Genomic DNA, 24,224 nt, shown 5'->3' with positions numbered 1-24,224 from the left:
ATCCTGATCAAGCAGGCCCGCGCCGAACATCACGGTGACAATCAGCGCCAGCTACACCACGCTATGGGACAGCATCGAAATGGCTTCTTGCTGATGGTCGGGCGTTGATCGACGAACTGACCTCGCTAACCTGCGATCTGGCCGACGACTCCGGCAAATGGGAGAGCATTCAGCTTGCCAAGACCCGCAGCGGCGTCAGCGTCGGGCGGATCATCGCAGCGATCCGTGCGGGTGAAATCCGGGTTCGGATGCGCCAGGGCAATCGCGACTATCATGGATTCGAGGTCTGCCGGGCGGATTTTGGGCGGATGTCGTAGCGAGGCTTGAGGTCGCACTGCCGGGAATTCAATGGCCCGCCTTCGACGGCGACTCGACCCGGAATGCACCAAAACGCTCAATCCACAGTTTTTTTTTCGTTACATCGCAATTGGATAGCAAGTTCCGTCGCGAGGCTTTTCCCAATCTGCTTGACAGGGGTGTGCAAGAAACACCCCAAATCGTGCACTCTTATGCTTCTTCGGCAGCAGCATTGGAATGACTGGTGACCCCGGCAGGATTTGAACCTGCAACCTGCCCCTTAGGAGGGGGCTGCTCTATCCAGTTGAGCCACGGGGCCACTGCGGCATCTTGTGCCGGGAAAGTGCGACATTGGCAAGCTTGCCCGTGCCGGGGTCATGCGCTAACACTGTTCGTTAATAAGGTATATATTACCCATCGGATTGCCATGACACCGCAGAAACCGCGCCGGCCATTGACGCTTCGGGACGTGTCCGAGGCCTCGGGCGTCAGTGAGATGACGGTCAGCCGGGTGCTGCGCAATCGGGGCGATGTCTCGGCCGCGACGCGCGAGAAGGTGCTGACCGCAGCCAAGACCCTTGGCTATGTCCCCAACAAGATCGCCGGCGGGCTGGCCAGCCAGCGGGTGAACCTCGTCGCGGTGGTGATCCCGTCGCTGTCGAACCTCGTCTTTCCCGATGTGCTGGGCGGGATTTCGGCCGAGTTGGACGATACCGGGCTGCAGCCGGTGATCGGGGTCAGCAACTATTCCCCCGCGCGCGAAGAGATGGTGCTTTACGACATGCTGTCCTGGCGACCCTCGGGGGTGATCCTTGCCGGGCTCGAGCACAGCAAGGCCGCGACCGCCATGCTGGCGAATTCCGGTATTCCCATCGTCGAGATCATGGATACCGACGGCCAGGGCATCGACACGCTGGTCGGCATCTCGCATCACCGCGCCGGGCGCGAGATGGCCGACCATATCCTTGCCGCCGGTTATCGCCGCATCGGCTTCGTCGGCACCCACATGCCCGAGGATCACCGCGCCCGGAAGCGGCTGGTGGGCTTCGAGGAAGGGCTGGCCGAGAAGGGCGTGCAGCTCGAGGCGCGGGAATATTACCAAGGCGGCTCCTCGTTGCTGAAGGGCCGCGAACTGACCGAGCGGATCCTGGCCCGCGCCCCGGATCTCGATTTCCTCTATTACTCGAACGACATGATCGGGGCGGGCGGGCTGCTTTACTGTCTCGACCAGGGCTATGACATTCCGGGCCGGATCGGGCTGGCGGGGTTCAACGGCGTCGACCTGCTGGACGGGCTGCCGGTCAGGCTCAGCACCACCGACGCCCGCCGCCACGATATCGGTCGCCGCGCGGCGCGGATCATCGCCGGCAAGGACGCCACGCCGCCTGACCGGGTCGTCGCGCTGACGCCGACCTTCCTGCCGGGCGACACAATCCGCGCCATCCCCTGACCCAAGTCGCCCCGACGCGCTTGCCCGAGGCCGCCCCGCCGCTTATGTGGGTTGGATGAAAATCCCATTCCTTCATCGCAAGCCGAGCGTCGCCGTCATCCGCCTGCAGGGCCTGATCGGCGCCGCCACCCGTCCCGGTGCCGCCGGCCTGTCCGATGCCGGGCTGCAGCCGCTACTGGATCGCGCCTTTACCCGCCAGAAGCCGCTGGCCGTCGCGCTGGTCATCAACTCTCCCGGGGGCTCGCCGGTGCAATCCTCGCTGATCGGCGCGCGCATCCGCCGGCTGTCGGAGCAGCATGATGTGCCGGTCCATGCCTTTGTCGAGGATGTGGCGGCCTCGGGCGGCTATTGGCTGGCCTGTGCCGCCGACCGGATCTGGGCCGATGACAGCTCGATCCTTGGCTCGATCGGGGTGATCTCGGCGGGGTTCGGCTTTACCGACCTGATCGAACGCTGGGGGATCGAGCGGCGCGTCCACACTGCCGGGCGTTCGAAATCGCAGCTTGACCCGTTCCGCCCCGAGAAGCCCGAGGATGTGGAACGGCTGGACGGCATTCTCGACACCATCCACGATACCTTCCGCGACCACGTCCTTGCGCGACGTGGCGACAGGCTGGCCGATGATCCCGACCTCTTCACCGGCGCCTTCTGGACCGGCCGCCGCGCGGTCGACCTGGGCCTCGCGGATGGCATCGGCCACCTGGAGCCGAAGATGCGCGAGCTGTTCGGCGATGTCCGGTTCGAGCGTTACGGCCTCCGCCAGCCCTGGTATCGCCGCTTTGGCCTTTCCGCCGAGGCGCTGATCGGCGCAGCGGATGAGCGCGCGGCCTTCGCCCGCTTCGGGATCAGCCGCTGATGGTCAAGATCGTCCTGACCTTCCTTCTCGTCATGATCCTGATCGCCTTTCTGGCCGGTCCGGGTTTTCGCCGCTTTCTGTTGAAATTTCTGGGGATCTCGCGCCGTGATCGTTGATAGCCTGCTGGTCCTTGCCGGCCTTGTTCTGCTGGTTCTGGGTGGCGACAACCTGGTCAAGGGGGCGGTGAACCTGTCCCTGCGCCTTGGCGTCACCCCCACCGTGGTCGGATTGACCGTGGTGGCCTTCGGCACCTCGGCGCCCGAGATGCTGGTTTCGGTCTCGGCGGCGCTGAAGGGCTCGACCGATATCGCCATGGGCAATGTCGTCGGCTCGAACATCGCCAATGTCCTTGTCATCCTTGGCGCCTGCGCCGCCCTGACCGGCATTCCGACCAGGGGGCTGGACCTGAAGGAAAGCTGGGTGATGATGATGGCGGCCTCGGTGGTGCTGATCGTCATGGCGGTCTCGGGGCCGATCGGGCGGATCGACGGGCTGTTGCTGCTGGCGATGCTGGGTCTGGTCCTGTGGCGGCAGCTGTCGACCGCAGGCGCCGGGGGCGAGGGCGATCTGGAGGGGGCCGATGCCTCGGCCAGCGGCGGCAAGATCGCCCTGTGGCTGGCCATCGGGCTGGTGGCGCTGCCCGTGGGCGCGCAGCTTCTGGTCACAGGCGCGACCGATATTGCCCGCGCCTTCGGCATCAGCGAGGCGGTGATCGGTCTTACGCTGGTGGCGGTCGGCACCTCGCTGCCGGAACTGGCGGCCTCGATCGCATCGGCGCGCGCCGGGCGGGCCGACATGGCGCTTGGCAATGTCGTCGGCTCGAACCTGTTCAACATCCTCGCCATCCTCGGCATCACCGCGCTGATCAAGCCGCTGCCGATCCCGCCGCAGATGCTGCAACTGGATCTCTGGGTGATGCTGGCGGCCTCGGCGCTGCTCTGGCCCTTCCTCTTCCGCAGCGTGCGCATGGGCAAGCGCGTCGGGCTGGCGCTGCTGGCCGGCTATGCCCTCTACGTGGGCATCCTGCTGTGACCGGCGCGGCGCTGGTCACTGGCGCGGCCCGCCGGCTGGGGCGGGCGATGGCGCTCTACCTGGCGGGGCGCGGGTTCGATGTGGCCATCCATTACGACCGCTCGCGCGACGAGGCCGAGGCGACGGCGGCGACCGCCCGGGCCCTTGGCGTGCGGGCGGAGGTGTTTCAGGCCGATCTGCTGGACGAAGACGCGACCGCCGCGCTGGTCCCGGCGGTGACGGCGGAGCTCGGCCAGCTGTCGGTGCTGGTGAACAATGCCTCGATCTTCGACTATGACAATATCCGCAGCGCCACCATGGACAGCTGGGACCGGAACGTCGGCTCGAACCTGCGCGCGCCCTTCCAGCTGATGCAGGCCTTCGCGGCGCAGGCCGCGCCTGCGGGCGAGGCAGAGGGAGAGCCCTTGGCGACCGGGCTGATCGTCAACATGGTCGATCAGCGAGTGCTGAAACCGACGCCGGAATTCATGACCTATTCGCTGGCCAAGTCCGGGCTCTGGGCGCTGACCCGCACCACGGCGCAGGCGCTGGCCCCGGCGATCCGCGTGAATGCCATCGGCCCCGGCCCGACCATGATCGGCGCCCGCCAGAGCCAGGAGCATTTCGACCGCCAGCGCGCCGCGACCATCCTTCAACGCGGGGCGGATGCCGGCGACATCACCGCCGCACTGGGCTATCTGCTGGACGCAAAAGCCGTCACCGGACAGCTGATCTGCGTCGATGGCGGCCAGCATCTGGGCTGGAAAACCCCGGATATCCTCAATTCCTAACAGGGGGTTAATAGGGCCGTTCCGGCCCGACTCGCGGGACTTGTCCACCCCTCGCACACCCGTCACGGAAGCGTCACGATTCTGCGAGAAGATTCAGTCCCTTGCCGCGATCACATAAAATATCATGACAAAACAAGAGATTAAAATACTGCTTAAAGTTTAGGCAATCCAGCTTCAGGCCAGCAAACGCTGGCAATTCACCGGTGCCGCGGCTTTTGCCCACAAACTTATCCACAGAAAGCGTGGACAGAATTATCCTTGAAGCCGGGCCTCATAACTTGCAGCCAAGGCCGAGAATCATCGGATAGAGTGCATGACCCAGACGCCCGCGCCCACCGGCCCCGCCGTGATCCAGAATTACCTGCGCAACCTCGACAGCAGCCCCGGGGTCTACCGGATGCTGGATGCGCAGGGGGCGGTTCTCTATGTCGGCAAGGCGCGTGACCTGAAGGCGCGGGTGTCGAGCTACGCGCGGCCCACCGGCCATTCCGGCCGCATCGCGCGGATGATCCGCGAAACCGCCTCGATGATGTTCCTGACCACGCGCACCGAGACCGAGGCGCTGCTGCTGGAGCAGAACCTCATCAAGCAGCTGAAGCCGCGCTACAACGTGCTGCTGCGTGACGACAAGTCCTTTCCGAACATCCTCGTCGCCAAGTCCCACCCCTTCCCGCAGATCAAGAAGCATCGCGGCGCCAAGTCCGAGAAGGGCGATTATTACGGCCCCTTCGCCAGCGCCGGCGCGGTGAACCGGACGCTGAACCAGTTGCAGCGGGTGTTCCTGCTGCGCAACTGTTCCGACAGCACCTTCGACAGCCGCACCCGCCCCTGCCTGCTGTTCCAGATCAAGCGCTGCAGTGCCCCCTGCACCGGGCGGATTTCCGAGGCGGACTACCTGGGGCTGGTGAGTGATGCCGAGCGCTTCCTGCAGGGCAAGACCACGGCCATTCAGGCGCAGCTGGCGAAGGACATGGCGGCTGCGGCCGAGGCGATGGAATATGAACGCGCCGCCGCGCTGCGCGACCGGATCAAGGCGCTGACGGCGGTGCAATCGGTGCAGGCCATCAACCCCAAGGGCGTGGCCGAGGCCGATGCGATCGCGCTGCATATGGAAAGCGGGCAGGCCTGCGTGCAGGTCTTCTTCATCCGCGGCCATCAAAGCTGGGGCAACCGCGACTTCTATCCCCGGCTTGGCGGCGCCGAGCGGGCGGATGAGGTGATGCAGGCCTTTCTGCTGCAATTCTATGATGGAAAGCCGCCGCCCCGGCTGGTGCTGCTGTCGGACGCGCCGGAAGACCCCGAGTTGACCGCCGAGGTCCTGACGGAACGCGCCGGTCGCAAGATCGAGCTGGCCGTGCCACAGCGGGGCGAGAAATCGGAACTGGTCGCCAATGCGCTGCGGAATGCCCGCGAAAGCCTGGCCCGGCGCATGTCGGAAAGCGCGACGCAGCTGCGCCTGCTGGAAGGTCTGGCCGAGGCGTTTGACCTGCCCAGCCCGCCCCGTCGGATCGAGGTCTATGACAACAGCCATATCCAGGGCGCGGCGGCGGTGGGCGGCATGATCGTCGCCGGGCCCGAGGGCTGGATGAAGAACCAGTATCGCAAGTTCAACATCAAGGGCACCGAGATCACCCCGGGCGACGATTTCGGCATGATGCGCGAGGTGCTGACCCGCCGCTTCACCCGTCTGCTGAAGGAAGACCCCGACCGCAACACCGAAGCCTGGCCCGATCTGTTGCTGATCGATGGCGGCGCCGGGCAGGTTTCGGCGGTCGAAGGCATTCTGGCCGATCTCGGCGTCGAGGACATTCCCATCATCGGCGTCGCCAAGGGCGTCGACCGCGACCACGGCAAAGAGGAATTCCACCGCCCCGGCGCGCGGCCCATGGCGCTGAGGATGAACGATCCGGTGCTCTATTTCATCCAGCGCCTGCGCGACGAGGCGCATCGGTGGGCCATCGGCACCCATCGCGCGCGCCGCACCAAGCAGGCGCTGGCCAACCCACTGGACGAGGTCCCGGGCGTCGGCGCGGCCCGCAAGCGCGCACTGCTGGCGCATTTCGGCAGCGCCAAGGCGGTCAGCCGCGCGGGCGTGGCCGATCTGCAGCAGGTGGACGGAATCAGCGCGACCATGGCGCAGTCGATCTATGACCATTTTCACGCCTGATATTTGCCCGATTGCCCTGAATCCGCCGATCGGCGGAGTCAGGTAAGACCTTACCCCCGGACTCGCGCCCCGACACGCTATGATTGCGGCTTCACCAACCGATTCAGCCAAAGGACGCGATCATGCTTTATTGCCCCCTGCCCGGCAGACTTCGCCATCCGTTTCACGCGCCGGCGGATACCGGTGCCGGCGACTGGTCGGGATTCGAGGACGAGTTGACCAGCCTGGACGCCACCATCACCGATCTGGCCCTTTCGGGCCGTAATCCCAGCCTGCAGGTCCGCGCCCGCGACGGGCTGAACTGGACCATTGAACTGGCCAGCCGCGACCGGATGCTGAGCGCAGGCTTGACCGAGCGCCTGGCGGCGCCGGGCGATGCGGTCTCGGTCATCGGGCGGCTGTCGCGCAATACCAGCGACACCCATATCAAGGCCCTTCGCCTGACCATCGCCGGACGCGCCTTCGAACTGTTCCCCGAGGAACTGGCCGAGGGCTGAGCCGCAGCAGTGGGCGGCGCACAGAAATGCGACCGCCCGCCCCTTCCAATGCGCCGCCGCAGCGACTAGCTTGCGGCCATGCGCTGGAACCTGCCCAACCTTCTGACCGTCCTGAGACTTCTGGCTGCGCCAGGTGTCCCGATCATGTTCCTCTATTTCCAGCGGCCATGGGCCGATTGGGCAGCGCTGGCGCTGTTCATGCTGGCGGCGATCACCGACTGGTTCGACGGCTACCTGGCCCGCGCCTGGGGTCAGGAAAGCCGCTTCGGTGCGGCGATGGACCCGATTGCCGACAAGGCCATGGTGGTCATCGCCATCGTCGTCATCACCGGCTATTCCGGCATGAACCCCTGGCTGATCCTGCCGGCCACGGTGATCCTGTTCCGCGAGGTCTTCGTTTCCGGGCTGCGCGAATTCCTTGGGCCGAACGCGAAGCTGCTGAAGGTGACGAAACTCGCCAAGTGGAAAACCACCTTCCAGATGGTCGCCATCTCGGTCCTGTTCCTCGGCACCGGGCTTGCCTATGTCGAACATGGCCGCCCGCCGCTGGTGGGCGAGCCGCGGCTGCCCTTCTTCGACAGCTGGGCCGATCTGGCCACCTGGACCGGCCTGCTGCTGATCTGGATCGCGGCGGCACTGACCGCCTGGACGGGCTGGGATTACTTCGTCAAGGCGATGCCCTACCTGCGGGAGCCGCGCGATGGTGCTTGACGTGCTCTATTTCGCCTGGCTGCGCGAGCGCATCGGCCAGCCGCGCGAGCGGATCGAGACCGAGGCCGCGACCGTGCGCGATCTGGTCGCCGAACTCGCCGCGATGGACGACTGGCACGCCGCCGCCTTTGCCGACATGGCCACCGTGCGCTGCGCCGTCGATCAGAAGCTGGTCCCCCTCGACAGCCCGCTTGCCGGCGCGCGCGAGGTGGCCTTCTTCCCGCCGATGACCGGGGGCTGAACGATGAGCGCCCGCGTCCAGACCGAGCCTTTCGACCTTGCTGCGGAATTGCAGGGCTTCGGCGCGGGATCGGGTGCGGTCGTCACCTTCACCGGCCTCGTGCGCGATGACAGCGGCCAGATGCAGGGGCTGGAGATCGAGCATTACCCCGGCATGACCGAAGCCGCGCTGGAGGAGTATGGTAACGAGGCCGCCCGGCGTTTCGAGCTGGACGGCTGGCTGATCATCCACCGCCACGGGCCGCTGAAAGTGGGCGAGCCGATCATGATGGTCGCCACCGCCGCGCGGCATCGCAAATCCGCCTTCGAGGCGGCAGAATTCCTGATGGACTGGCTGAAATCCCGCGCCCCCTTCTGGAAGCGCGAGATCGGCCCTGATTGCACCGGCGGCTGGGTTGCCGCCAAGGACAGCGACGAAGACGCGCTGACCCGCTGGTGAACATCGCCCGCGCCCAGATCGCCGGCATCCGGGGCGCCCGATGATCCGGCCCGAGTTGCGCCAGAAACTCCGCCGGTGGTCCGAGCCGCTCTGCGCCAGTGCCGCCCTGCTGGTCAGCCTGTGGTTCCTCACCCTCGGCGGATGGTTCTTCGGCCTGATCGGCATCGGCGGGGGCTTCGTCGCGCTGGCCTGGCTGTTGGCGGCGATCCGCCGTCTGCCCTTTCGCCGCGACATCGGCGGCCCCGGCGTCGTGGAAATCGATGAGGGCGCGATCCGCTATTACGGCGCAAGGCTGCTGGGTGGCGAGATCGCGCTGCGCGACCTTTCCGAGATCCGCCTGCTGCCCTTGCAGGGCCGACCGCACTGGCGGCTGAAATCCACCGATGCGCAGGCCCTGCTGATCCCGCTGGATGCGGCGGGTGCTGCGGGACTGGCCGATGCCTTCGCCGCGCTGCCCGGGATTCGCATGGGCGAGATCTCGGCCGCCCTGCACAATCCGGCCAATAGCGTGCGCACCCTTTGGGTGAGGCCGCGCTGATCCCCGCTTGACTCGCCCCGGCGCTGTTGCCACCTGTGTCCTTCCAAGACCGAGAAAGGCTGCGACCTTATGTCCATTCCCCAGCAGGGCGGCGGCCCGATCGAGCATCGTGACCAATTGGCCGATTACATCGCCCGTGGCGAGAAGCCCCGCGAGGATTGGCGCATCGGCACCGAGCACGAGAAATTCGGCTATGACAAGGCCGGCAAGCTGCCTTTGCCCTACGAGGGCGACTGTTCGATCAAGGCGATGCTGAACGGCCTGGCCGAGCGCTTTGACTGGGACCCGGTGCTGGAGCAGGGCAATATCATCGGGCTGCAGAAGGGCCTGGCCAATGTCAGCCTCGAGCCGGGCGGCCAGCTGGAACTGTCGGGCGCGCCGCTCGAGACGATCCACCAGACCTGCGACGAGGTGAACCAGCACCTGGCCGAGGTGAAATCGGTGGCCGACGACATGGGCGCGGGCTTCATCGGGTTGGGGGCCGCGCCGATCTGGCGTCAGGACCAGATGCCGATGATGCCCAAGGGGCGCTATGCGCTGATGAACGACTACATGACCCGGGTGGGGACGCTGGGGCGGCAGATGATGTTCCGCACCTGCACCGTGCAGGTAAACCTCGACTTCGCCAGCGAGGCCGACATGGTGCAGAAGCTGCGCGTGGCGCTGGCGCTGCAGCCCGTCGCCACCGCACTCTTCGCCAATTCACCCTTCCTCGACGACAAGCCCAACGGCATGAAAAGCTGGCGCAGCCATATCTGGCAGAATCTCGACGATGCCCGCACCGGCATGCTGCCCTTCGCCTTCGAGGACGGGTTCGGCTACGAGGCCTGGGTGGACTATGTCCTCGATGTGCCGATGTATTTCGTCTACCGCGACGGCAAGTATATCAACGCCCTCGGCCAGAGCTTCCGCGACTTCATGAACGGCCGCCTGCCCGCCCTGCCGGGCGAGGTGCCGACGCTGTCGGACTGGGCCGATCACATGACCACGGTTTTCCCCGAGGCGCGGGTGAAGAAATTCATCGAGATGCGCGGCGCCGATGGCGGCCCGTGGCGGCGGCTTTGCGCCCTGCCGGCCTTCTGGGTCGGTCTGACCTATGACCAGGGCGCGCTGGATGCGGCCTGGGACCTGGTCAAGGGCTGGGATCACGAGACCCGCGAGGGGCTGCGTCGCGGTGCCGCCAAATCGGCGCTGCAGGCCGAGGTGAACGGAATCAGGATGCACGACCTGGCGCGCGAGGTGGTGGCCATCGCCGAGGCGGGGCTGAAATCTCGCGCCCGTCCCGGTGCCGGCGGGCTGGTGCCGGACGAGACGCATTTCCTCAATGCGCTGCGGGAAAGCATCGACAGCGGCAAGGTGCCCGCCGATGAGCTGCTGGAGAAGTACCACGGCGAATGGCAGGGCGATCTGAACCGCATCTACGGCGAATATTCGTACTAGGCGCGGTCGGGTCCATCTCTCAGTCGCGTGACGGGGGCGGCGTGAAATCAGCGCGCGCCCGGGCCACCGACGCGGCGGCAGGTCCTTCTGCTTCCTTGTGAATCGGGCGCGCGGGGCCTATATGCCGGTCTCGCGTTTTGAACCCGAAGGTTTCGCCATGGCCGATCTGCAGACCCCTTACTATTTGATCGACAAGGCCCGCCTGCGCGCCAACATGGAAAAGGTCGCCTGGCTGCGCGAGCGTTCAGGGGCCAAGGCCCTTCTGGCGCTGAAGTGCTATGCCACCTGGTCGACGTTCGATTTCATGCGCGACTTCATGGACGGCACCACCTCGTCCTCGCTGTTCGAGCTGCGCCTCGGGGCCGAGGAATTCGGCAAGGAGACCCATGCCTATTCCGTGGCCTGGGCCGATCACGAGATCGACGAGGCCATCGGCCATGCCGACAAGATCATCTTCAACAGCCTCGGCCAGCTGGACCGTTTCGGCGACAAGGCGCGTGCAAAGGGCATTCAGGCCGGGCTGCGGCTGAACCCGCGCTTCTCGACCAGCGGCTTCGACCTCGCCGATCCGGCCCGCCCCTTCTCGCGTCTCGGCGAATGGGACATGCCCCGGCTTGAAGCGGCGCTGGACCGGATCAGCGGCGTGATGATCCATTACAATTGCGAGAACCGCGATTTCGACCTGTTCGACCAGCAACTGACGCGGATCGAGGCCGAGTTCGGCGGCTTCCTCGACCGGCTGGACTGGGTCAGCCTCGGTGGCGGCATCCATTTCACCGGCGAGGGCTATCCGCTGGACCGTCTGGCCGACCGGCTGCGGGCCTTCTCGGAAAAGCACGGCGTGCAGGTCTATCTCGAACCGGGCGAGGCCAGCATCACCGGCAGCGCCAGCCTTGAGGTCAGCGTGCTGGACATCATCCATAATGGCCGCGACGTGGCCATCGTCGACAGCAGCATCGAGGCGCATATGCTGGACCTGCTGATCTATCGCGAAACGGCAAAACTGCCGCAGCAGGGCAGCCACGATTACCAGATCGCCGGCAAGACCTGCCTTGCGGGCGACATTTTCGGCGATGCGCGCTTTGACAAGGCGCTCGCCATCGGCGACCGGATCAGCATCGCCGATGCGGCCGGTTACACCATGGTCAAGAAGAACTGGTTCAACGGCGTGGCGATGCCCGCCATCGCCATCCGCGAGGAAGATGGAACGGTCCGCGAGGTCCGGCGGTTTTCCTATGACGATTACAAAGGCAGCCTGTCCTAGGCGACCCAACCTCTGCCACCCGGTGAATGGAGACAGAATTGGCCGACAAGAAGAACTTGCTGATCATTGGCGCCGGCGGCGTCGCTCAGGTCGTGGCGCACAAGGCGGCGCAATGGGCCGCGGAATTCGGCGCGCTGCATATCGCCAGCCGAACCCGGTCCAAGGCGGATGCCATCGTCGCCAGCCTGCGCGACAAGGGCCACAAGGTGGCGGTCGAGACCCATGCGCTGGACGCCATGGACAGCAAGGCCGTGGCCGATCTGATCCGCAAGCTGGATGCCAAGATCGTCATCAACGTGGGCTCGGCTTTCATCAACATGACCGTGCTGGAAGGCTGCATCGCCGCCGGTGCCGCCTATATCGACACCGCCATCCACGAGGACCCGGCCAAGATCTGCGAGACGCCGCCCTGGTATGGCAATTACGAATGGAAGCGGCGCGAGGCGGTCGAGAAGGCCGGCATCACCGCCGTCCTGGGCGCGGGCTTCGATCCGGGCGTGGTCAATGCCTATGCCCGTCTGGCCGAGGACGAGTATTTCGACAAGATCGACAGCATCGACATCGTCGACATCAATGCCGGCTCGCATGGCCGCTATTTCGCCACGAATTTCGATCCCGAGATCAATTTCCGCGAATTCACCGGCACCGTCTATGCCTGGCAGGGTGGCAAATGGACCGAGAACAAGATGTTCGAGGTCGGCCGCGAATGGGATCTGCCGGTGGTGGGAAAGCAGACCGCCTATCTCTCGGGCCATGACGAGGTTCACAGCCTGTCCGCCCGCTACAAGGACAGCGATGTCCGCTTCTGGATGGGCTTCGGGCCGCATTACATCAACGTCTTCACCGTGCTGCAATCGCTGGGGCTGCTCAGCGAACAGCCGGTCAAGACCGCCGAGGGGCAGGAGGTCGTGCCGCTGAAACTGGTCAAGGCCGTGCTGCCGGACCCGGCCAGCCTTGCCAAGGATTACACCGGCAAGACCTGCATCGGCGATCTGGTCAAGGGCAGCCTGAACGGCAAGCCGGGCGAGGTTTTCATCTACAACGTCGCCGATCACAAGCAGGCCTATGACGAGGTCGGGAGTCAGGGCATCAGCTATACCGCCGGGGTGCCGCCGCTGGCTGCCGCCGTGCTGATCGCGCGCGGGGATTGGGACGTGAAGAAGATGGCCAATGTCGAGGATCTGCCGGCACGGCCCTTCCTCGAGTTGCTGGGCGAGATGGGCCTGCCCACCCGGGTCATCGACGCGACCGGCGATCATCCGATCTGACCTGCACGCCGACCGGGCTTTACAAAGATCAAGCCGCCTGAACGACGCTGTCCGGAACTGACCTGTTCCGGGCGGCGTTCTGCGTTCCAAGCCCCCCTGAACGCAAGGCAGCCGAACATGACCGAGCCGACACCCCGTCCCGCCCCGTCGCAGGACGACGCCGCAGTTGAAACCAAGGCGGTGACGGCTCCTCCCGAACCGAAACGGTCCTTCCCCCGTTGGGCGGTCATCGGCACCTTCCTGATCGTGCTGTTCTGGTTCGTCGCCTATGCGCAGGCCTTCCTGATGCCGGTCTCGCTGGCGTTGCTTCTGTTCTTCGTCTTCATCCCGATCCGCCGCTTTCTGGAACGGCGCGGCATCGGCGCGACCATTTCGGCCACGCTGATCACCATGGGGATGATCGTGCTGGTGGCTGGCCTGGGTTATCTGGCCTCTGGTCCCGTCAGCCAGATCATGGAGGACGCGCCCTCGATCACCGAACGTCTGCAAGAACGTGCCAAGGAGATCCGTTCGCAGTTCCGCAAGATCGAGGAAGTGGCCGAGCAGATCGACGAGGCGACCAATGCCGGCGACGTGACCGACGCGATCCAGGGCGAGGGTGAAGGCGAAGCCGGTGCCTCGGTCTCGACCGATGTGACCCAGCCGCGCACCAATGGCACCCCTGCCTCGCCGATCGAGGATGCCCAGACCCAGATCATCAACGACCCGAACGCGACCACGACCGTCACCACCTCGACCACCGAGACGGCCGAGGGCGAGCAGACCGAGACCCGCGACATCACCGTTCAGGTCAACAATTCCGACCGCCCCTCGACCATGGGTCAGGCGCTGGCGCTGGGGCCGGCGGCCTTTGGTCAGGTGATCTTCACGCTGGTCCTGTTGTTCTTCATGATATCCTCGGGTGATCTGCTGTATCTGAAGATCGTGCAAAGCTTTGACAAGCTGTCGGAAAAGCGCCGGGCCTACGAGGCGTTGCGCGCGATCGAAGGCTCGCTCTCGACCTATCTGGGTGCCATCACCATCATCAATGCCGGGCTTGGTCTCTGCATCGGCATCGCCATGTGGATCTGGGGGATGCCCAGCCCGCTCTTGTTCGGCCTTGGCGGATTCGTGCTGAACTTCATCCCCTATATCGGTGCCATCGGCGGCACCGCGCTCGCCGGAGTGGTGGCGCTGTTCGTCTTTCCCGACCTGCTGACCCCGGTGCTGGTCGCGGGCACCTATCTGGCGCTGACCTCGATCGAGGGGCAGCTGATTACCCCCTATTTCGTCTCGCGCCGGCTGCAGCTGAATACGGTTGTCGTGTTCCTGACCGTCGCCATCTGGGCCTGGCTCTGGTCGGTGATCGGGATGATCGTCGCCGTGCCGATGCTGGTGGTGCTGCGGGTTCTGGCCGAGCATATTCCGGGCATGGAGAAATTCGGCAACTTCCTCGCCGGAGAGGTTCCGCCCGACATGATGGACGAGGACGAGAAAGAGGCGCGGTAGCCGCGGGCCGGTTTCCACCTCCCGGCCCCTGCGCGCTTCCTAGAAACTGGCGCGCAAGTGGCGCGACAGGATCATCTCGCCGATCTCGATCACATTCGCCTGCGGCTGTTCGAAGATCAGGTCGAGCCAGATCTTCTCCAGCCGCTTCTCGTTGATATCCATCGCGGCCAGATCGAATTCGACCACGGTGGCTCCGCTCTCGCTGGCCTGCGGCAGGGGCAGGTCGCGCAGGATCTTGTCGGTATTCGGGCCATTCCGAACATTCAGCCGGCCAAAGCTGCGCAGCGGTTTTTCTGACCACAGCACGGTCTCGAGCCGCAGGATATGGGCCTGCAGCAGATCGCTCTGCGCTTCGGGCGGCAGGTCGATGGAAAGCGACAGGTAGCTGCCGGGGAACTCGTCCGTCTCGAGCTGCAGCCGGAAGGGGGCGAGTGGTTCGGTGCCGGGCATCTGACGCAGGCGCAGCCCGCCCTCGCGGCTGTCATGCCACAGCGCCGCGTCATCCCCCAAGCGCTTCCCGCTCGCCGGGTCGCGGATCTCGGCCGGTGCAAGCGGCTGCGACAGCAGACCCGGTCGCCAGCGCAGATCGGTTCCGGCGGGAGCCGGCCGCGTATCCAGCGCCACGCGCGACAGCGCGGCCACCGGACGGCGGGCTGCACCCGGCACCAGCCGGGACCACCAGGGCGTTGACCGCATCATCCCCGCCCTGGCCGATTACTGATCCATGTAGACATGGGTTTCCTTCGCCGCCCCCGGATGCGTCACCGCGCCATAGCGCGCCCCACCAACCAGCTGGGCATATTTCCACAGCGCGCCCGAGGCATAGTCGGTCTTGCGATCATTGGTCCATGCGGCCTTTCGCGCAGCCAGTTCCGCGTCCGACAGCGCCACGCTGATCTCGCCCTTCACCGCGTCGATGGTGATCATGTCACCGTTCCGCAGCAGCGCGATGGGGCCGCCATGGGCCGATTCCGGGCCGACATGGCCGACGCAGAAGCCGCGCGTGGCGCCCGAGAAGCGGCCATCGGTGATCAAGGCCACCTTCTTCCCCATCCCCTGCCCCGACAGCGCCGCCGTGGTCGACAGCATCTCTCGCATCCCCGGTCCGCCGGCAGGACCCTCGTTGCGGATGACGATGACCTCGCCCTCGCTGTAGCCGCGGTTCTGCACCGCCTCGAAGGCTTCTTCCTCGCATTCGAAGACCCGGGCAGGGCCGGTAAAGACCTGCTCGGCCTCGGACATGCCGGCGACCTTCACGATGGCCCCGTCGGGCGCCAGATTGCCCGACAGCCCGACCACGCCCCCGGTTTTCGAGATCGGCGTCTCGACCGGGTGGATCACCTTGCCATCGGCCTCGCGGGTGATCAGGTCCAGTTCCTCGCCCATGGTCCGGCCCGAGGCGGTCATGCAGTCTTCATGGATCAGCCCGGCCTTGCGCAGCTCGCGCATCACCACCGGCACACCGCCGACCTCGAACAGGTCCTTGGCGACATAGTCGCCGCCCGGGCGCAGGTTCACGAAATAGGGCGTGTCGCGGAAGATGTCGCAGACATCGAAAAGGTCGAAATCGATCCCCGCCTCGTGCGCAATGGCCGGCAGGTGCAGCCCGCCATTCGTCGAGCCGCCGGTGCAGGCCACGACCCGCGCGGCATTTTCCAGCGCCTTGCGCGTCACCACGTCGCGGGCGCGGATGTTTCTCTCGATCAGGTTCATCACCGCCTCGCCCGAGGCCAGCCCGTACTGGTCGCGGCTTTCATAGGGCGCCGGCGCGCCGGAACTGTTCATCAGCGCCAGCCCGATCGCCTCGCTGACGCAGGCCATGGTGTTGGCGGTATACTGCCCGCCACAGGCCCCGGCCGAAGGGCAGGCCACGCGCTCGAGAATGTCCAATTCGGCGTCCGACATGTTGCCGGCGGCGTGCTGGCCCACGGCCTCGAACACGTCCTGCACCACCACGTCCTTGCCGTTCAGTTTCCCCGGCAGGATTGAGCCGCCATAGATGAAGACCGAGGGCACGTTCAGCCGCACCATCGCCATCATCATCCCCGGCAGCGACTTGTCGCAGCCCGCAAGCCCCACCAGCGCGTCATAGCAATGGCCGCGCATGGTCAGCTCCACCGTATCGGCAATCGCATCGCGGCTGGCGAGGCTCGAGCGCATGCCCTCGTGCCCCATGGCGATGCCGTCGGTGACGGTGATGGTGGTGAATTCGCGCGGGCAGCCGCCGCCCTTCTTCACCCCCTGCTTCACCGACTGCGCCTGACGGTTCAGCGCGATGTTGCAGGGCGCGGCCTCGTTCCAGCAGGTGGCGACGCCAACCCAGGGCGAATGGATTTCCTCCTCGCTGATCCCCATGGCATAGAAATAGCTGCGATGGGGCGCGCGGGCCGGCCCTTCGGTGACATGGCGGCTGGGTAGCTTCGACTTGTCAAAGCGGCTGTTGGACGACATGGCGCACCCCGATCTGGCTGATATGACTGATCAAGGATTAAGCCGCTCGACCCAAGGGGGCAAGCGCGGGCGTCAGAGCAGCGGCGAGGCCAGCGCCAGCAGGTTGTTGCGGATGCGGCGCAACAGGCTCCAGTTCTTCACATCCTCCAGCGACAGCTCGACCGAGCGGGCGACATAGCTGGCCTGACGCTGGTTCAGCTCATCGGTGACGCCACTGTCATAGATGGCCATGTTGACCTCGTAATTCAGCTCGAAGCTGCGGCGGTCCAGGTTGGCGCTGCCGATCATCGCATAGCGGTTGTCGATCGTGGTGATCTTCGAGTGCAGCAGGCCCGGTTGGAACAGGTAGATCCGCACCCCGGCGGCCAGCAGGCTGTAATAGAAGCCCTCGCTGGTCGCGCCCACGATCAGCGAATCGTTCCGTGCTGGAAGGATCATCGTCACCTCGACACCCCGCCGCGCGGCCGAGCGGATGGCCGCGTCCAGCGCCATGTCGGGGACGTAATAGGGCGTGGTCAGCACGATCTCGCTGCGGGCGTTCAGGATCATCGTCGCCAGGCTGTCCGAGATGCTGCCCGCCCGCCGATCCGGCCCGGTCGCGACCACCTGCGCGGTATCGCCCGGTTCCTCGACGGCATCGACCATGCCCAGCATCTCGCCGAGGTCGCGGCCGGTATAGCTCATCCAGTCGGCGAGGAAGACCCCCTGCAACTGCCGCACCACCGGCCCCTCGGCCGAGATCAGGATATCGACCCAAGGCGCATATTTCGGCTTCAGCGCAAAGGCCATGTCGGCACAGTTGCGGCTGCCGGTAAAGGCGACGCGATTGTCGACCACCATGATCTTGCGGTGATTGCGCAGGTCGAGCCGCTGGAACAAGAGGCTGATCAGCGGCATTCCCCAGGGAAAGGCGGTGACGCATTCCGCCCCCGCCGCCTGCAACCGCGCCCAGAGGGGCGAGCGCACGAAAAGGCGCGAGCCGAGCGCATCGACGATGACCCGGCAGGCGATGCCGCGCCGCGCCGCCCGCTCGATCGCCTCGACCATGCGGGTGCCGCTGTCATCGGCCAGCCAGATGTAGAAGACGATATGGACATGATCCTGCGCGCCGTCGATGGCATCGACCATCGCATCGATGGCATCATCGCCCTCGGACAGAAGATGCAGCCGGTTGCCATCCACCGCCTGCAGCCCGCCGACCGCGCGGTTGACGGCAAAGACCGGCTCCAGCTCGTTCGGGGGATGGGTGATGACATTGGGGCTGGGCCTGCGCAGCCCGGTCAGCCGGTCGCGGACGTCGGCCATCTTCTGCACTTCGGCCTGGCGCATCCGCACCTCGCCGAAGAGAAGATAGGCGCCGATACCGACGATCGGGATCGCCTCGACCACCATGATCCAGGCCAGCCGCACCGAGGGCTCCATCCGCGGTCGAATCAACACGCGCGCCACGACCAGCAGCGCGGCAACGTTGTGCAGGAACAGAAAGGCGGTCGGCCACATGGGCGGCATCTTGGTTCGGCGGCGCAGCAATTGCAATTCCCGCCCATGCGGCCTATCTGGGAGCCGGAATATTGACAGGGCCCGCGCGATGAACTGGATCACCAACTACGTCCGTCCCCGGATCAACTCGTTGTTTTCGCGCCGCGAAGTGCCCGAGAACCTGTGGACGAAATGCCCCGAATGCGGGACCATGCTGTTCCACCGCGAACTGACCGAGAATCTGAACGTCTGCTCGAGCTGCGATCACCATATGGCGATCAGCCCGCGCGACCGGTTCAACTCGCTGTTCGACGGCGGCGTCTTCGTCGAGGTCAAGGTCCCTGAGCCGCTTGCCGACCCGCTGCATTTCCGCGACCAGAAGAAATATCCCGAGCGGATGAAGGCGGCGCAGAAATCCAGCGGCGAGAAAGAGGCCATGCTGGTCGCGGAGGGCGAGATCGGCCGCACCCCCATCGTCGCCGCCGCGCAGGATTTCAGCTTCATGGCCGGCTCGATGGGCATGTATGTCGGCAATGCCATCATTGCCGCGGCCGAGCGCGCGGTGAAGCTGAAGCGGCCCTTGGTGCTGTTCTCGGCAGCGGGTGGTGCACGGATGCAGGAGGGTATCCTGTCGCTGATGCAGATGCCCCGCACCACCGTCGCGGTCGAGATGCTGAAAGAGGCCGGCCTGCCCTATGTCGTGGTGCTGACCCATCCGACCACCGGCGGCGTCACCGCCAGCTATGCCATGCTGGGCGACATCCAGATTGCCGAGCCGGGGGCGCTGATCTGCTTTGCCGGCCCGCGCGTCATCGAGCAGACCATCCGCGAGAAGCTGCCCGAGGGCTTCCAGCGCGCCGAATACCTGCTGGAGCACGGCATGCTGGACCGCGTGACCCATCGCAAGAAGCTGAGGACCGAACTGGTCTCGATCCTGCGGCTTCTGGGCCGCCTGCCCGCCCCGATCGCCGGCGACCTGCCGCCGCCGGGCGAGCCGGGCACCGTGCTTGTCACCGATGGCGAAAAACCCGCCTGACCCTTCATCTTGGCCCAAATATCCCGGGGGACCGGGGGCAGCGCCCCCGGCTTGAGCGATGACCCAGTCCGACGCCATCCTTGATCGCCTGATGTCGCTGCATCCCAAGGTCATCGACCTGTCGCTGGACCGGATGCACCGGCTGCTGGCCGCGCTTGGCCATCCCGAGCGCCGCATCCCGCCAGTCATCCATATCGCCGGCACCAACGGCAAGGGCTCGACCCAGGCGATGATCCGCGCCGGGCTCGAGGCCGGGGGCGCCCGTGTCCATGCCTATACCTCGCCGCATCTGGCGCGGTTTCACGAGCGCATCCGGCTGGCGGGCGAGCTGATCGCCGAGGATCTGCTAGCCGCCACGCTGGAGGAATGCGAGGCGGCGAATGATGGCCAGCCGATCACTTTCTTCGAGATCACCACGGCGGCGGGGTTTCTGGCCTTCTCGCGCGTGCCGGCCGATTATACCCTGCTCGAGGTCGGGCTGGGCGGGCGTCTGGACGCCACCAATGTCATCGACGATCCGCGCCTGACGATCATCACTCCGGTCAGCATCGATCACACGCAATACCTGGGCGAGACTCTGCACGAGATCGCCGGCGAGAAGGCCGGCATCCTCAAGCGCCGGGTGCCGGCGATCATCGCCCCGCAGGAGGAGCCTGCGCTCGAGGTGATCGAGACACGGGCCGAACGGCTGGGGGCGCCGCTTCTGGTCGCGGGGCAGCACTGGTCGGTGGCGCGCGAACGGGACTCGCTGGTCTTCCAGGACGAGAACGGGCTTCTGGACCTGCCTTTGCCGAACCTGCCCGGACCGCACCAGATCACCAATGCCGGCACCGCACTGGCGGCGCTGCGCCATCTGGGCGTCAGCCCCGATCAGGCCCGCGCCGCCGTTACCCGCGCCGAATGGCCAGCCCGGATGCAACGGCTGAAGCAGGGCCCGCTGGTCGAGGCCGCAGGCGCGGCGGCAGAACTGTGGCTGGATGGCGGTCATAACCCAGCGGGCGGCCAGGCGGTGGCCGCGACGCTGGCCGCGATGCCGCGCCGCGCCACCTGGCTTGTCTGCGGGATGCTGAACACCAAGGATGTCACCGGCTACATGCGCCCGCTGGCCGACCAGGTCGACGGGCTGATTGCGATTCCCATTCCGGGCGAGCCGAACACCCTGCCCGCCGAGGCGACCGCACAAGCTGCGCGCGAAGCCGGGATTGACGCCCGCACAAGCGAAACTGCGGAGGCCGCGATCCGTGAAATCGCAAGTGCCAGTCCACAAAGCCGAATTCTCATCTGCGGGTCGCTGTATCTGGCCGGCCGGGTGCTGCGCGATAACAACTGACGGTTGAGACGCGAGTTTCGGGCGCCAATCAACCGGGTGCGTCTACGTTACCGCATAATTTTGCTGGATTTTTTAGTAAAAACATGCTTTCCTTGCATTTGTAAAATTTGTCTGTTTAAGGGGTTTGTCATGCCTCTCGTCACCTTCGACGTCTACCGCACGACCATCGTCAATGGTTCGGCCGGAGCCAATTCCGTTATCGTCCAACTGACCGTGAACGACGCCAATGGCGATGGTCGGATTGATACGATCGAATGGGGAGCTTACACCGGCATCAACAACTATGGCCACATCGCCGGCGACACCGGAATCTCGGCGCTTTTCCGAAGCACTGCCGCCAACGGCAACCTGCAGAACGGCTATCTCTACACGTCCGTTCCCTTTGCCGCTGGCACCAATATGGCCCCGGTCCTGTCCCAGTTGGACAGAGGTCGCGGCGGTCCGCCGGACTACCAGTATTCGGTCTCGATTGACGCGCTCTCGATCTGCTTTGTCTCCGGCACCCTGATTGCCACGCCAGATGGGGATCGCCCGGTCGAAAGCCTGCGGCCCGGCGATCTGGTTTTGACCCGCGACCACGGTCCCCAGCCTTTGGTCTGGACCGGCCTCAGCGCCGTCGATGCCGACCGGCTGGACCGCAACCCGAACCTGCGCCCGGTCCGCATCGCCGCCGGCGCGCTTGGCGACGGCCTGCCGCGGCGCGATCTCTGCGTCTCGCCCCAGCACCGCGTCCTGATACGCGATGCCGAAGGCAGGGAATATCTGGCGGCGGCGCTGCATCTGTGGCGGGCGGGCCTGCCCGGCGTGACGCTGCAGGCCGATGGCCTGCCCTTCGACCTCGTCCACATCGCCTGCGACCGGCACGAGATCATCCTGGGCGAAGGTGCCGCGACCGAAAGCTTCTTCACCGGTCCGATGGCGATCCGCGCGCTGAGCGCAGGGGACAGGTCCGACCTGATCCGCGCCTTCCCTGCCCTCGCGTCCGGCGAGAACCCGATGACCCCCGCCCGCCCCTTTCTGAATAGGAAAGAGGTCGCGGCCTTGGTGGAAGAGACACAGCGCGTCACGGCCTGAGCCGCAAGGCGGTCAGGCGGCGGGCGGCACACCCCAGGCGGCATCCTGCATCTCGCGCAGCCGGCTGGCGGTGCGTTCGAATTCGAAACTGCCCTCGCCCTCGTTATAGAGTTGCTCCGGCTCGTCAGCGGCGCTGGCGATCAGCCGGACCTTGGCCTCGTAGACCGTGTCGATCAGCGTGACGAAGCGCTTGGCCTCGTTGTAATTCGACAAGCCAAGCCGGGGAATGGCGTCGATCATCAGCACCTCGACCGCCCGCACCAGTTCCAGATAATCCGCCGGCCCCAGCGGCTTGCCGCAGAGGTCCCAGAACCCCGCCCGCCCCACGCCCTCGGCAAAGGCCGGCAGAACCAGCTTGCGGCCGCGCACCTCGATCTCCAGCGGCGCCGGCGCGGCACCGCCGGTCAGCTCCGTCCAGATCGCGTCCATCGCCGCATGGGCCGCGGCGTCGGCGGGGACGAACCAGACCTGGCCACCAACCGTCCGCCCCTGCCGGTAGTCGGTCGGGCTGACCAGTTCCACCACCTGCATCCGCTCGTGGATCAGCTTGATGAAGGGCAAAAACAGCTGCCGGTTCAGCCCGTGCTTGTAGAGGTCATCGGGCGCGCGGTTCGAGGTGGTGACGATGACCACGCCCTCTTCGAAGAGCGTCTGGAACAGCCGGCCCACGATCATCGCATCGGCGATATCGGTGATCTGCATCTCGTCGAAGCACAGCAGCCGCACCTCGCTGGCGATCTTGCGGGCGACGGGGCGCACCGTGTCCTGGTCGCCGCGCTTCCGCGCCGCCTCCAGCCCCGCCTGCACCTCCTGCATGAATTCGTGGAAATGCACCCGCCGCTTGGCGGAGATCGGCGCCGCCTCGATGCAGAGGTCCAGCAGCATCGACTTGCCGCGCCCGACCCCGCCCCAGAGATAGAGCCCGGCCTGCCCCGCCGGCACCGACGCGCTGGCCTGCCCGCCACCGAAGAGCCGCCGCCAGCCGCCGTTCGATTTCGCCGGCGCAGCCTCGGCCAGACCCGCCGCCAGTTCGTCCAGCAGCGGCAGAACCCGCTGCTGCGCCGGATCGGCGGTCAGCTTTCCGCTGGAGACCCGCTGCTGATAGAGCTCGCTGACGCTGCTCATGCGAGGAACGCTTTCACCACGACCACCTTGCCACCTCTCACCACCGCCACCCGGTCCTGTTCCGCGCTGCCGGTTCCGGCAGGTTCAGCACGGGACTAGCACAGGAGCCGCTGGATGGAACAGTCGGTGCGGTCGATCGGGATGGCGGCGAGACTCTCTGTCCCGCGATGATCATCCTCGCACCTGAGCCTGACTGCGGGCCCGGCCTGTCGGTCATCTGGCGCGACGCCGCAGACCGCGCAGGATGGACGTGACTTCACGCAGCACCGGCAGGCGATCGAACCATTTCAGATCGTGGATATCGGTGCGCGAGGATCGCTGGACACCGATCGGCGGGGACGCAACCAGCGTAGTGTACTGCGGGTGATCGGCGCGAAAATGGCTGACCGCGCCGTCCACATGCATCGGCCCACCCGCAGGATCGCCGGGCGCGCGCGTCAGAATCGCCTCGAGATAATGGACAAGATCGGCGATCGCCTTGCCGCGCACAGCATAAAAACTCAGGCCGACGATCGTTTCGGACGGATCGGCCCTGATCAAACCGGGGGCGATGACCTTACCAGCCGGCAGATCGGCATAGCTGCCATAAAACAGATCCCAGGGCTGCTGCATCAGCCCGGCCAGCAGGCCCGGCAGGCGCGAGATCATGTCGGGAGTAAAATCAAGATCGTCCTCGCAGATCAGAATGCTGTCCTGGCCCGCCGCGATGGCCTCCCGCAGCACAGACAGATGGCTGAGGAAGCAACCCCGTGTCCCAATGGTGGGAAAGCCACCACTTTCTTCGGGGCGAATGGCCGCGAACAGCCGGATCTGCGGATGATCAAGGGACAATCCGATCCGCTTGAGCTGCGCCTCGAATTCCGACCGACGGTCGCTGCGATAGGTCAGGTTGATCACGCGCGCCGGTCCGGTGGCCGACAGCAACGCTTCACCACTCTCTGGAGTCATCCAGCTTTCTCCAATCAGAATGGCAAGCTACGCTGGCAAATCCCCCTATCCAAGAATGAAAAGGCCCGCGGAATGAGCTACTCGCCGATCCTTGGACAGATTTCGGGCTGATTTAAGCTACTGCCTGCGCCTGCTGATCGGTTTCGATGCTGTTGAAGTAGACCACGGCGGGCGGTTGTCCGCCATGGGCGGTGTGTGGCCGTCGGTGATTATAGAAGCCGATGGCAGCCTTGGCCTGCGATCCCGCGATGCTGTCCCTGGGCGTGGTGTAGGTTCTGGCTGAGGTTGTCACCTGCGTTGTTCCGGTAGGGTCTGGTTGCTGAC

24 protein-coding genes, 1 tRNA gene and 1 pseudogene are annotated in these 24,224 nt (G+C 65.7%); 18 read left to right on the top strand and 8 right to left on the bottom strand.

Going from position 1 to position 24,224, the window contains the following annotated elements:
- Positions 1 to 104 precede the first annotated feature (104 nt).
- Positions 105 to 317 (top strand): hypothetical protein, encoded by a 213-nt coding sequence (locus tag Q1A36_RS19740; RefSeq protein WP_299847642.1) that lies wholly within the window; start codon positions 105 to 107, stop codon positions 315 to 317.
- 222 nt (positions 318 to 539) lie between these two features.
- On the opposite strand, the gene Q1A36_RS19735 is transcribed toward Q1A36_RS19740, so the two are convergent.
- Positions 540 to 616, bottom strand: a tRNA-Arg gene (locus tag Q1A36_RS19735).
- Between the two features lie 108 nt (positions 617 to 724).
- Here Q1A36_RS19735 and Q1A36_RS19730 point away from each other — a divergent pair.
- From Q1A36_RS19730 to Q1A36_RS19715, 4 genes are all read left to right on the top strand, one after another.
- Positions 725 to 1,747, top strand: a complete 1,023-nt coding sequence (locus Q1A36_RS19730) for a LacI family DNA-binding transcriptional regulator (RefSeq protein ID WP_299847640.1) — start codon at positions 725 to 727, stop codon at positions 1,745 to 1,747.
- Between the two features lie 55 nt (positions 1,748 to 1,802).
- A complete protein-coding gene (locus tag Q1A36_RS19725) occupies positions 1,803 to 2,603 on the top strand; it encodes a S49 family peptidase (protein ID WP_299847638.1) in 801 nt (266 codons plus the stop codon).
- 105 nt (positions 2,604 to 2,708) lie between these two features.
- Entirely contained in the window at positions 2,709 to 3,635 is a 927-nt protein-coding gene (locus tag Q1A36_RS19720; protein ID WP_299847636.1) for a calcium/sodium antiporter, read from the top strand.
- Positions 3,632 to 4,405 carry an SDR family oxidoreductase gene (locus Q1A36_RS19715; RefSeq protein ID WP_299847634.1) on the top strand — a complete coding sequence of 258 codons (774 nt, stop codon included), beginning with the start codon at positions 3,632 to 3,634 and terminating at the stop codon, positions 4,403 to 4,405. Before Q1A36_RS19720 ends, Q1A36_RS19715 begins: the two co-directional genes overlap by 4 nt.
- 73 nt (positions 4,406 to 4,478) lie before the next feature.
- Here Q1A36_RS19715 and Q1A36_RS19710 read toward each other — a convergent pair whose 3' ends face one another.
- Positions 4,479 to 4,640: a hypothetical protein gene (locus Q1A36_RS19710; protein WP_299847632.1), complete on the bottom strand. Its 162-nt coding sequence runs from the start codon at positions 4,638 to 4,640 to the stop codon at positions 4,479 to 4,481.
- A gap of 78 nt (positions 4,641 to 4,718) precedes the next feature.
- Here Q1A36_RS19710 and uvrC point away from each other — a divergent pair, with 78 nt between their 5' ends.
- From uvrC to Q1A36_RS19660, 10 genes are all read left to right on the top strand, one after another.
- A complete protein-coding gene (gene uvrC, locus Q1A36_RS19705) occupies positions 4,719 to 6,572 on the top strand; it encodes an excinuclease ABC subunit UvrC (RefSeq protein WP_299847630.1) in 1,854 nt (617 codons plus the stop codon).
- A 122-nt stretch (positions 6,573 to 6,694) separates the two neighbouring features.
- Positions 6,695 to 7,069, top strand: coding sequence for a hypothetical protein (locus tag Q1A36_RS19700; protein WP_299847628.1), 375 nt, complete (start codon positions 6,695 to 6,697; stop codon positions 7,067 to 7,069).
- Between the two features lie 78 nt (positions 7,070 to 7,147).
- Positions 7,148 to 7,780: a CDP-diacylglycerol--glycerol-3-phosphate 3-phosphatidyltransferase gene (pgsA, locus tag Q1A36_RS19695; protein ID WP_299847627.1), complete on the top strand. Its 633-nt coding sequence runs from the start codon at positions 7,148 to 7,150 to the stop codon at positions 7,778 to 7,780.
- Entirely contained in the window at positions 7,770 to 8,021 is a 252-nt protein-coding gene (moaD, locus tag Q1A36_RS19690) for a molybdopterin converting factor subunit 1 (RefSeq protein ID WP_299847626.1), read from the top strand. Before pgsA ends, moaD begins: the two co-directional genes overlap by 11 nt.
- A 3-nt stretch (positions 8,022 to 8,024) precedes the next feature.
- Positions 8,025 to 8,459 (top strand): molybdenum cofactor biosynthesis protein MoaE, encoded by a 435-nt coding sequence (locus Q1A36_RS19685; RefSeq protein ID WP_299847625.1) that lies wholly within the window; start codon positions 8,025 to 8,027, stop codon positions 8,457 to 8,459.
- A gap of 40 nt (positions 8,460 to 8,499) precedes the next feature.
- Positions 8,500 to 8,997: a hypothetical protein gene (locus Q1A36_RS19680; RefSeq protein WP_299847623.1), complete on the top strand. Its 498-nt coding sequence runs from the start codon at positions 8,500 to 8,502 to the stop codon at positions 8,995 to 8,997.
- A gap of 69 nt (positions 8,998 to 9,066) precedes the next feature.
- Positions 9,067 to 10,437: a glutamate--cysteine ligase gene (locus Q1A36_RS19675; protein ID WP_299847622.1), complete on the top strand. Its 1,371-nt coding sequence runs from the start codon at positions 9,067 to 9,069 to the stop codon at positions 10,435 to 10,437.
- 157 nt (positions 10,438 to 10,594) lie between these two features.
- Positions 10,595 to 11,701 carry a carboxynorspermidine decarboxylase gene (gene nspC, locus Q1A36_RS19670; RefSeq protein WP_299847620.1) on the top strand — a complete coding sequence of 369 codons (1,107 nt, stop codon included), beginning with the start codon at positions 10,595 to 10,597 and terminating at the stop codon, positions 11,699 to 11,701.
- A 26-nt stretch (positions 11,702 to 11,727) separates the two neighbouring features.
- The gene (locus tag Q1A36_RS19665; protein WP_299847618.1) at positions 11,728 to 12,969 is read left to right on the top strand and encodes a saccharopine dehydrogenase family protein; all 1,242 of its coding nucleotides are present in this window, start codon (positions 11,728 to 11,730) and stop codon (positions 12,967 to 12,969) included.
- Positions 12,970 to 13,086: 117 nt separating this feature from the next.
- Complete coding sequence (locus tag Q1A36_RS19660; RefSeq protein WP_299847616.1) at positions 13,087 to 14,457, top strand: AI-2E family transporter; 1,371 nt, start codon at positions 13,087 to 13,089, stop codon at positions 14,455 to 14,457.
- Positions 14,458 to 14,496: 39 nt separating this feature from the next.
- Here Q1A36_RS19660 and Q1A36_RS19655 read toward each other — a convergent pair whose 3' ends face one another.
- The 3 genes from Q1A36_RS19655 to cls form a co-directional block, all read right to left on the bottom strand.
- Positions 14,497 to 15,153, bottom strand: coding sequence for a DUF6478 family protein (locus tag Q1A36_RS19655; protein ID WP_299847614.1), 657 nt, complete (start codon positions 15,151 to 15,153; stop codon positions 14,497 to 14,499).
- 18 nt (positions 15,154 to 15,171) lie between these two features.
- Positions 15,172 to 16,908 carry a dihydroxy-acid dehydratase gene (gene ilvD, locus Q1A36_RS19650; protein ID WP_299847612.1) on the bottom strand — a complete coding sequence of 579 codons (1,737 nt, stop codon included), beginning with the start codon at positions 16,906 to 16,908 and terminating at the stop codon, positions 15,172 to 15,174.
- Between the two features lie 72 nt (positions 16,909 to 16,980).
- On the bottom strand, positions 16,981 to 18,408 hold the full coding sequence (gene cls, locus Q1A36_RS19645) for a cardiolipin synthase (RefSeq protein ID WP_299847610.1): 1,428 nt from the start codon (positions 18,406 to 18,408) through the stop codon (positions 16,981 to 16,983).
- An 88-nt stretch (positions 18,409 to 18,496) separates the two neighbouring features.
- Here cls and accD point away from each other — a divergent pair, with 88 nt between their 5' ends.
- From accD to Q1A36_RS19630, 3 genes are all read left to right on the top strand, one after another.
- A complete protein-coding gene (accD, locus tag Q1A36_RS19640; protein ID WP_101750886.1) occupies positions 18,497 to 19,423 on the top strand; it encodes an acetyl-CoA carboxylase, carboxyltransferase subunit beta in 927 nt (308 codons plus the stop codon).
- A 58-nt stretch (positions 19,424 to 19,481) separates the two neighbouring features.
- Entirely contained in the window at positions 19,482 to 20,753 is a 1,272-nt protein-coding gene (locus tag Q1A36_RS19635; protein ID WP_299847607.1) for a folylpolyglutamate synthase/dihydrofolate synthase family protein, read from the top strand.
- A gap of 129 nt (positions 20,754 to 20,882) precedes the next feature.
- The gene (locus Q1A36_RS19630; protein WP_299847605.1) at positions 20,883 to 21,827 is read left to right on the top strand and encodes a Hint domain-containing protein; all 945 of its coding nucleotides are present in this window, start codon (positions 20,883 to 20,885) and stop codon (positions 21,825 to 21,827) included.
- 12 nt (positions 21,828 to 21,839) lie between these two features.
- Here Q1A36_RS19630 and zapE read toward each other — a convergent pair whose 3' ends face one another.
- The 3 genes and pseudogenes from zapE to Q1A36_RS19615 all read right to left on the bottom strand — a co-directional run.
- Complete coding sequence (gene zapE / locus Q1A36_RS19625; protein WP_299847603.1) at positions 21,840 to 22,952, bottom strand: cell division protein ZapE; 1,113 nt, start codon at positions 22,950 to 22,952, stop codon at positions 21,840 to 21,842.
- A gap of 213 nt (positions 22,953 to 23,165) precedes the next feature.
- Positions 23,166 to 23,900, bottom strand: a complete 735-nt coding sequence (locus Q1A36_RS19620) for a glycosyltransferase family 25 protein (protein ID WP_299847601.1) — start codon at positions 23,898 to 23,900, stop codon at positions 23,166 to 23,168.
- Between the two features lie 112 nt (positions 23,901 to 24,012).
- Positions 24,013 to 24,224 (bottom strand): annotated as a pseudogene (locus Q1A36_RS19615) (hypothetical protein); the annotation flags it as partial.

This window comes from uncultured Paracoccus sp., from assembly GCF_947487305.1.
Classification (GTDB): domain Bacteria; phylum Pseudomonadota; class Alphaproteobacteria; order Rhodobacterales; family Rhodobacteraceae; genus Paracoccus.
Note: the sequence above shows the minus strand (reverse complement) of the source record. Positions and strands in the feature narration are given on the sequence as shown.

Excerpts from the sequence above, each read along its gene's own strand:
- Q1A36_RS19730 (WP_299847640.1), top strand. The coding sequence starts at position 725 with ATGACACCGCAGAAACCGCGCCGGCCATTGACGCTTCGGGACGTGTCC.
- Q1A36_RS19725 (WP_299847638.1), top strand. The coding sequence starts at position 1,803 with ATGAAAATCCCATTCCTTCATCGCAAGCCGAGCGTCGCCGTCATCCGC.
- uvrC (WP_299847630.1), top strand. The coding sequence starts at position 4,719 with ATGACCCAGACGCCCGCGCCCACCGGCCCCGCCGTGATCCAGAATTAC.
- Q1A36_RS19700 (WP_299847628.1), top strand. The coding sequence starts at position 6,695 with ATGCTTTATTGCCCCCTGCCCGGCAGACTTCGCCATCCGTTTCACGCG.
- pgsA (WP_299847627.1), top strand. The coding sequence starts at position 7,148 with ATGCGCTGGAACCTGCCCAACCTTCTGACCGTCCTGAGACTTCTGGCT.
- moaD (WP_299847626.1), top strand. The coding sequence starts at position 7,770 with ATGGTGCTTGACGTGCTCTATTTCGCCTGGCTGCGCGAGCGCATCGGC.
- Q1A36_RS19685 (WP_299847625.1), top strand. The coding sequence starts at position 8,025 with ATGAGCGCCCGCGTCCAGACCGAGCCTTTCGACCTTGCTGCGGAATTG.
- Q1A36_RS19680 (WP_299847623.1), top strand. The coding sequence starts at position 8,500 with ATGATCCGGCCCGAGTTGCGCCAGAAACTCCGCCGGTGGTCCGAGCCG.
- Q1A36_RS19675 (WP_299847622.1), top strand. The coding sequence starts at position 9,067 with ATGTCCATTCCCCAGCAGGGCGGCGGCCCGATCGAGCATCGTGACCAA.
- nspC (WP_299847620.1), top strand. The coding sequence starts at position 10,595 with ATGGCCGATCTGCAGACCCCTTACTATTTGATCGACAAGGCCCGCCTG.
- Q1A36_RS19665 (WP_299847618.1), top strand. The coding sequence starts at position 11,728 with ATGGAGACAGAATTGGCCGACAAGAAGAACTTGCTGATCATTGGCGCC.
- Q1A36_RS19660 (WP_299847616.1), top strand. The coding sequence starts at position 13,087 with ATGACCGAGCCGACACCCCGTCCCGCCCCGTCGCAGGACGACGCCGCA.
- Q1A36_RS19655 (WP_299847614.1), bottom strand. The coding sequence starts at position 15,153 with ATGCGGTCAACGCCCTGGTGGTCCCGGCTGGTGCCGGGTGCAGCCCGC.
- ilvD (WP_299847612.1), bottom strand. The coding sequence starts at position 16,908 with ATGTCGTCCAACAGCCGCTTTGACAAGTCGAAGCTACCCAGCCGCCAT.
- cls (WP_299847610.1), bottom strand. The coding sequence starts at position 18,408 with ATGTGGCCGACCGCCTTTCTGTTCCTGCACAACGTTGCCGCGCTGCTG.
- accD (WP_101750886.1), top strand. The coding sequence starts at position 18,497 with ATGAACTGGATCACCAACTACGTCCGTCCCCGGATCAACTCGTTGTTT.
- Q1A36_RS19635 (WP_299847607.1), top strand. The coding sequence starts at position 19,482 with ATGACCCAGTCCGACGCCATCCTTGATCGCCTGATGTCGCTGCATCCC.
- Q1A36_RS19630 (WP_299847605.1), top strand. The coding sequence starts at position 20,883 with ATGCCTCTCGTCACCTTCGACGTCTACCGCACGACCATCGTCAATGGT.
- zapE (WP_299847603.1), bottom strand. The coding sequence starts at position 22,952 with ATGAGCAGCGTCAGCGAGCTCTATCAGCAGCGGGTCTCCAGCGGAAAG.
- Q1A36_RS19620 (WP_299847601.1), bottom strand. The coding sequence starts at position 23,900 with ATGACTCCAGAGAGTGGTGAAGCGTTGCTGTCGGCCACCGGACCGGCG.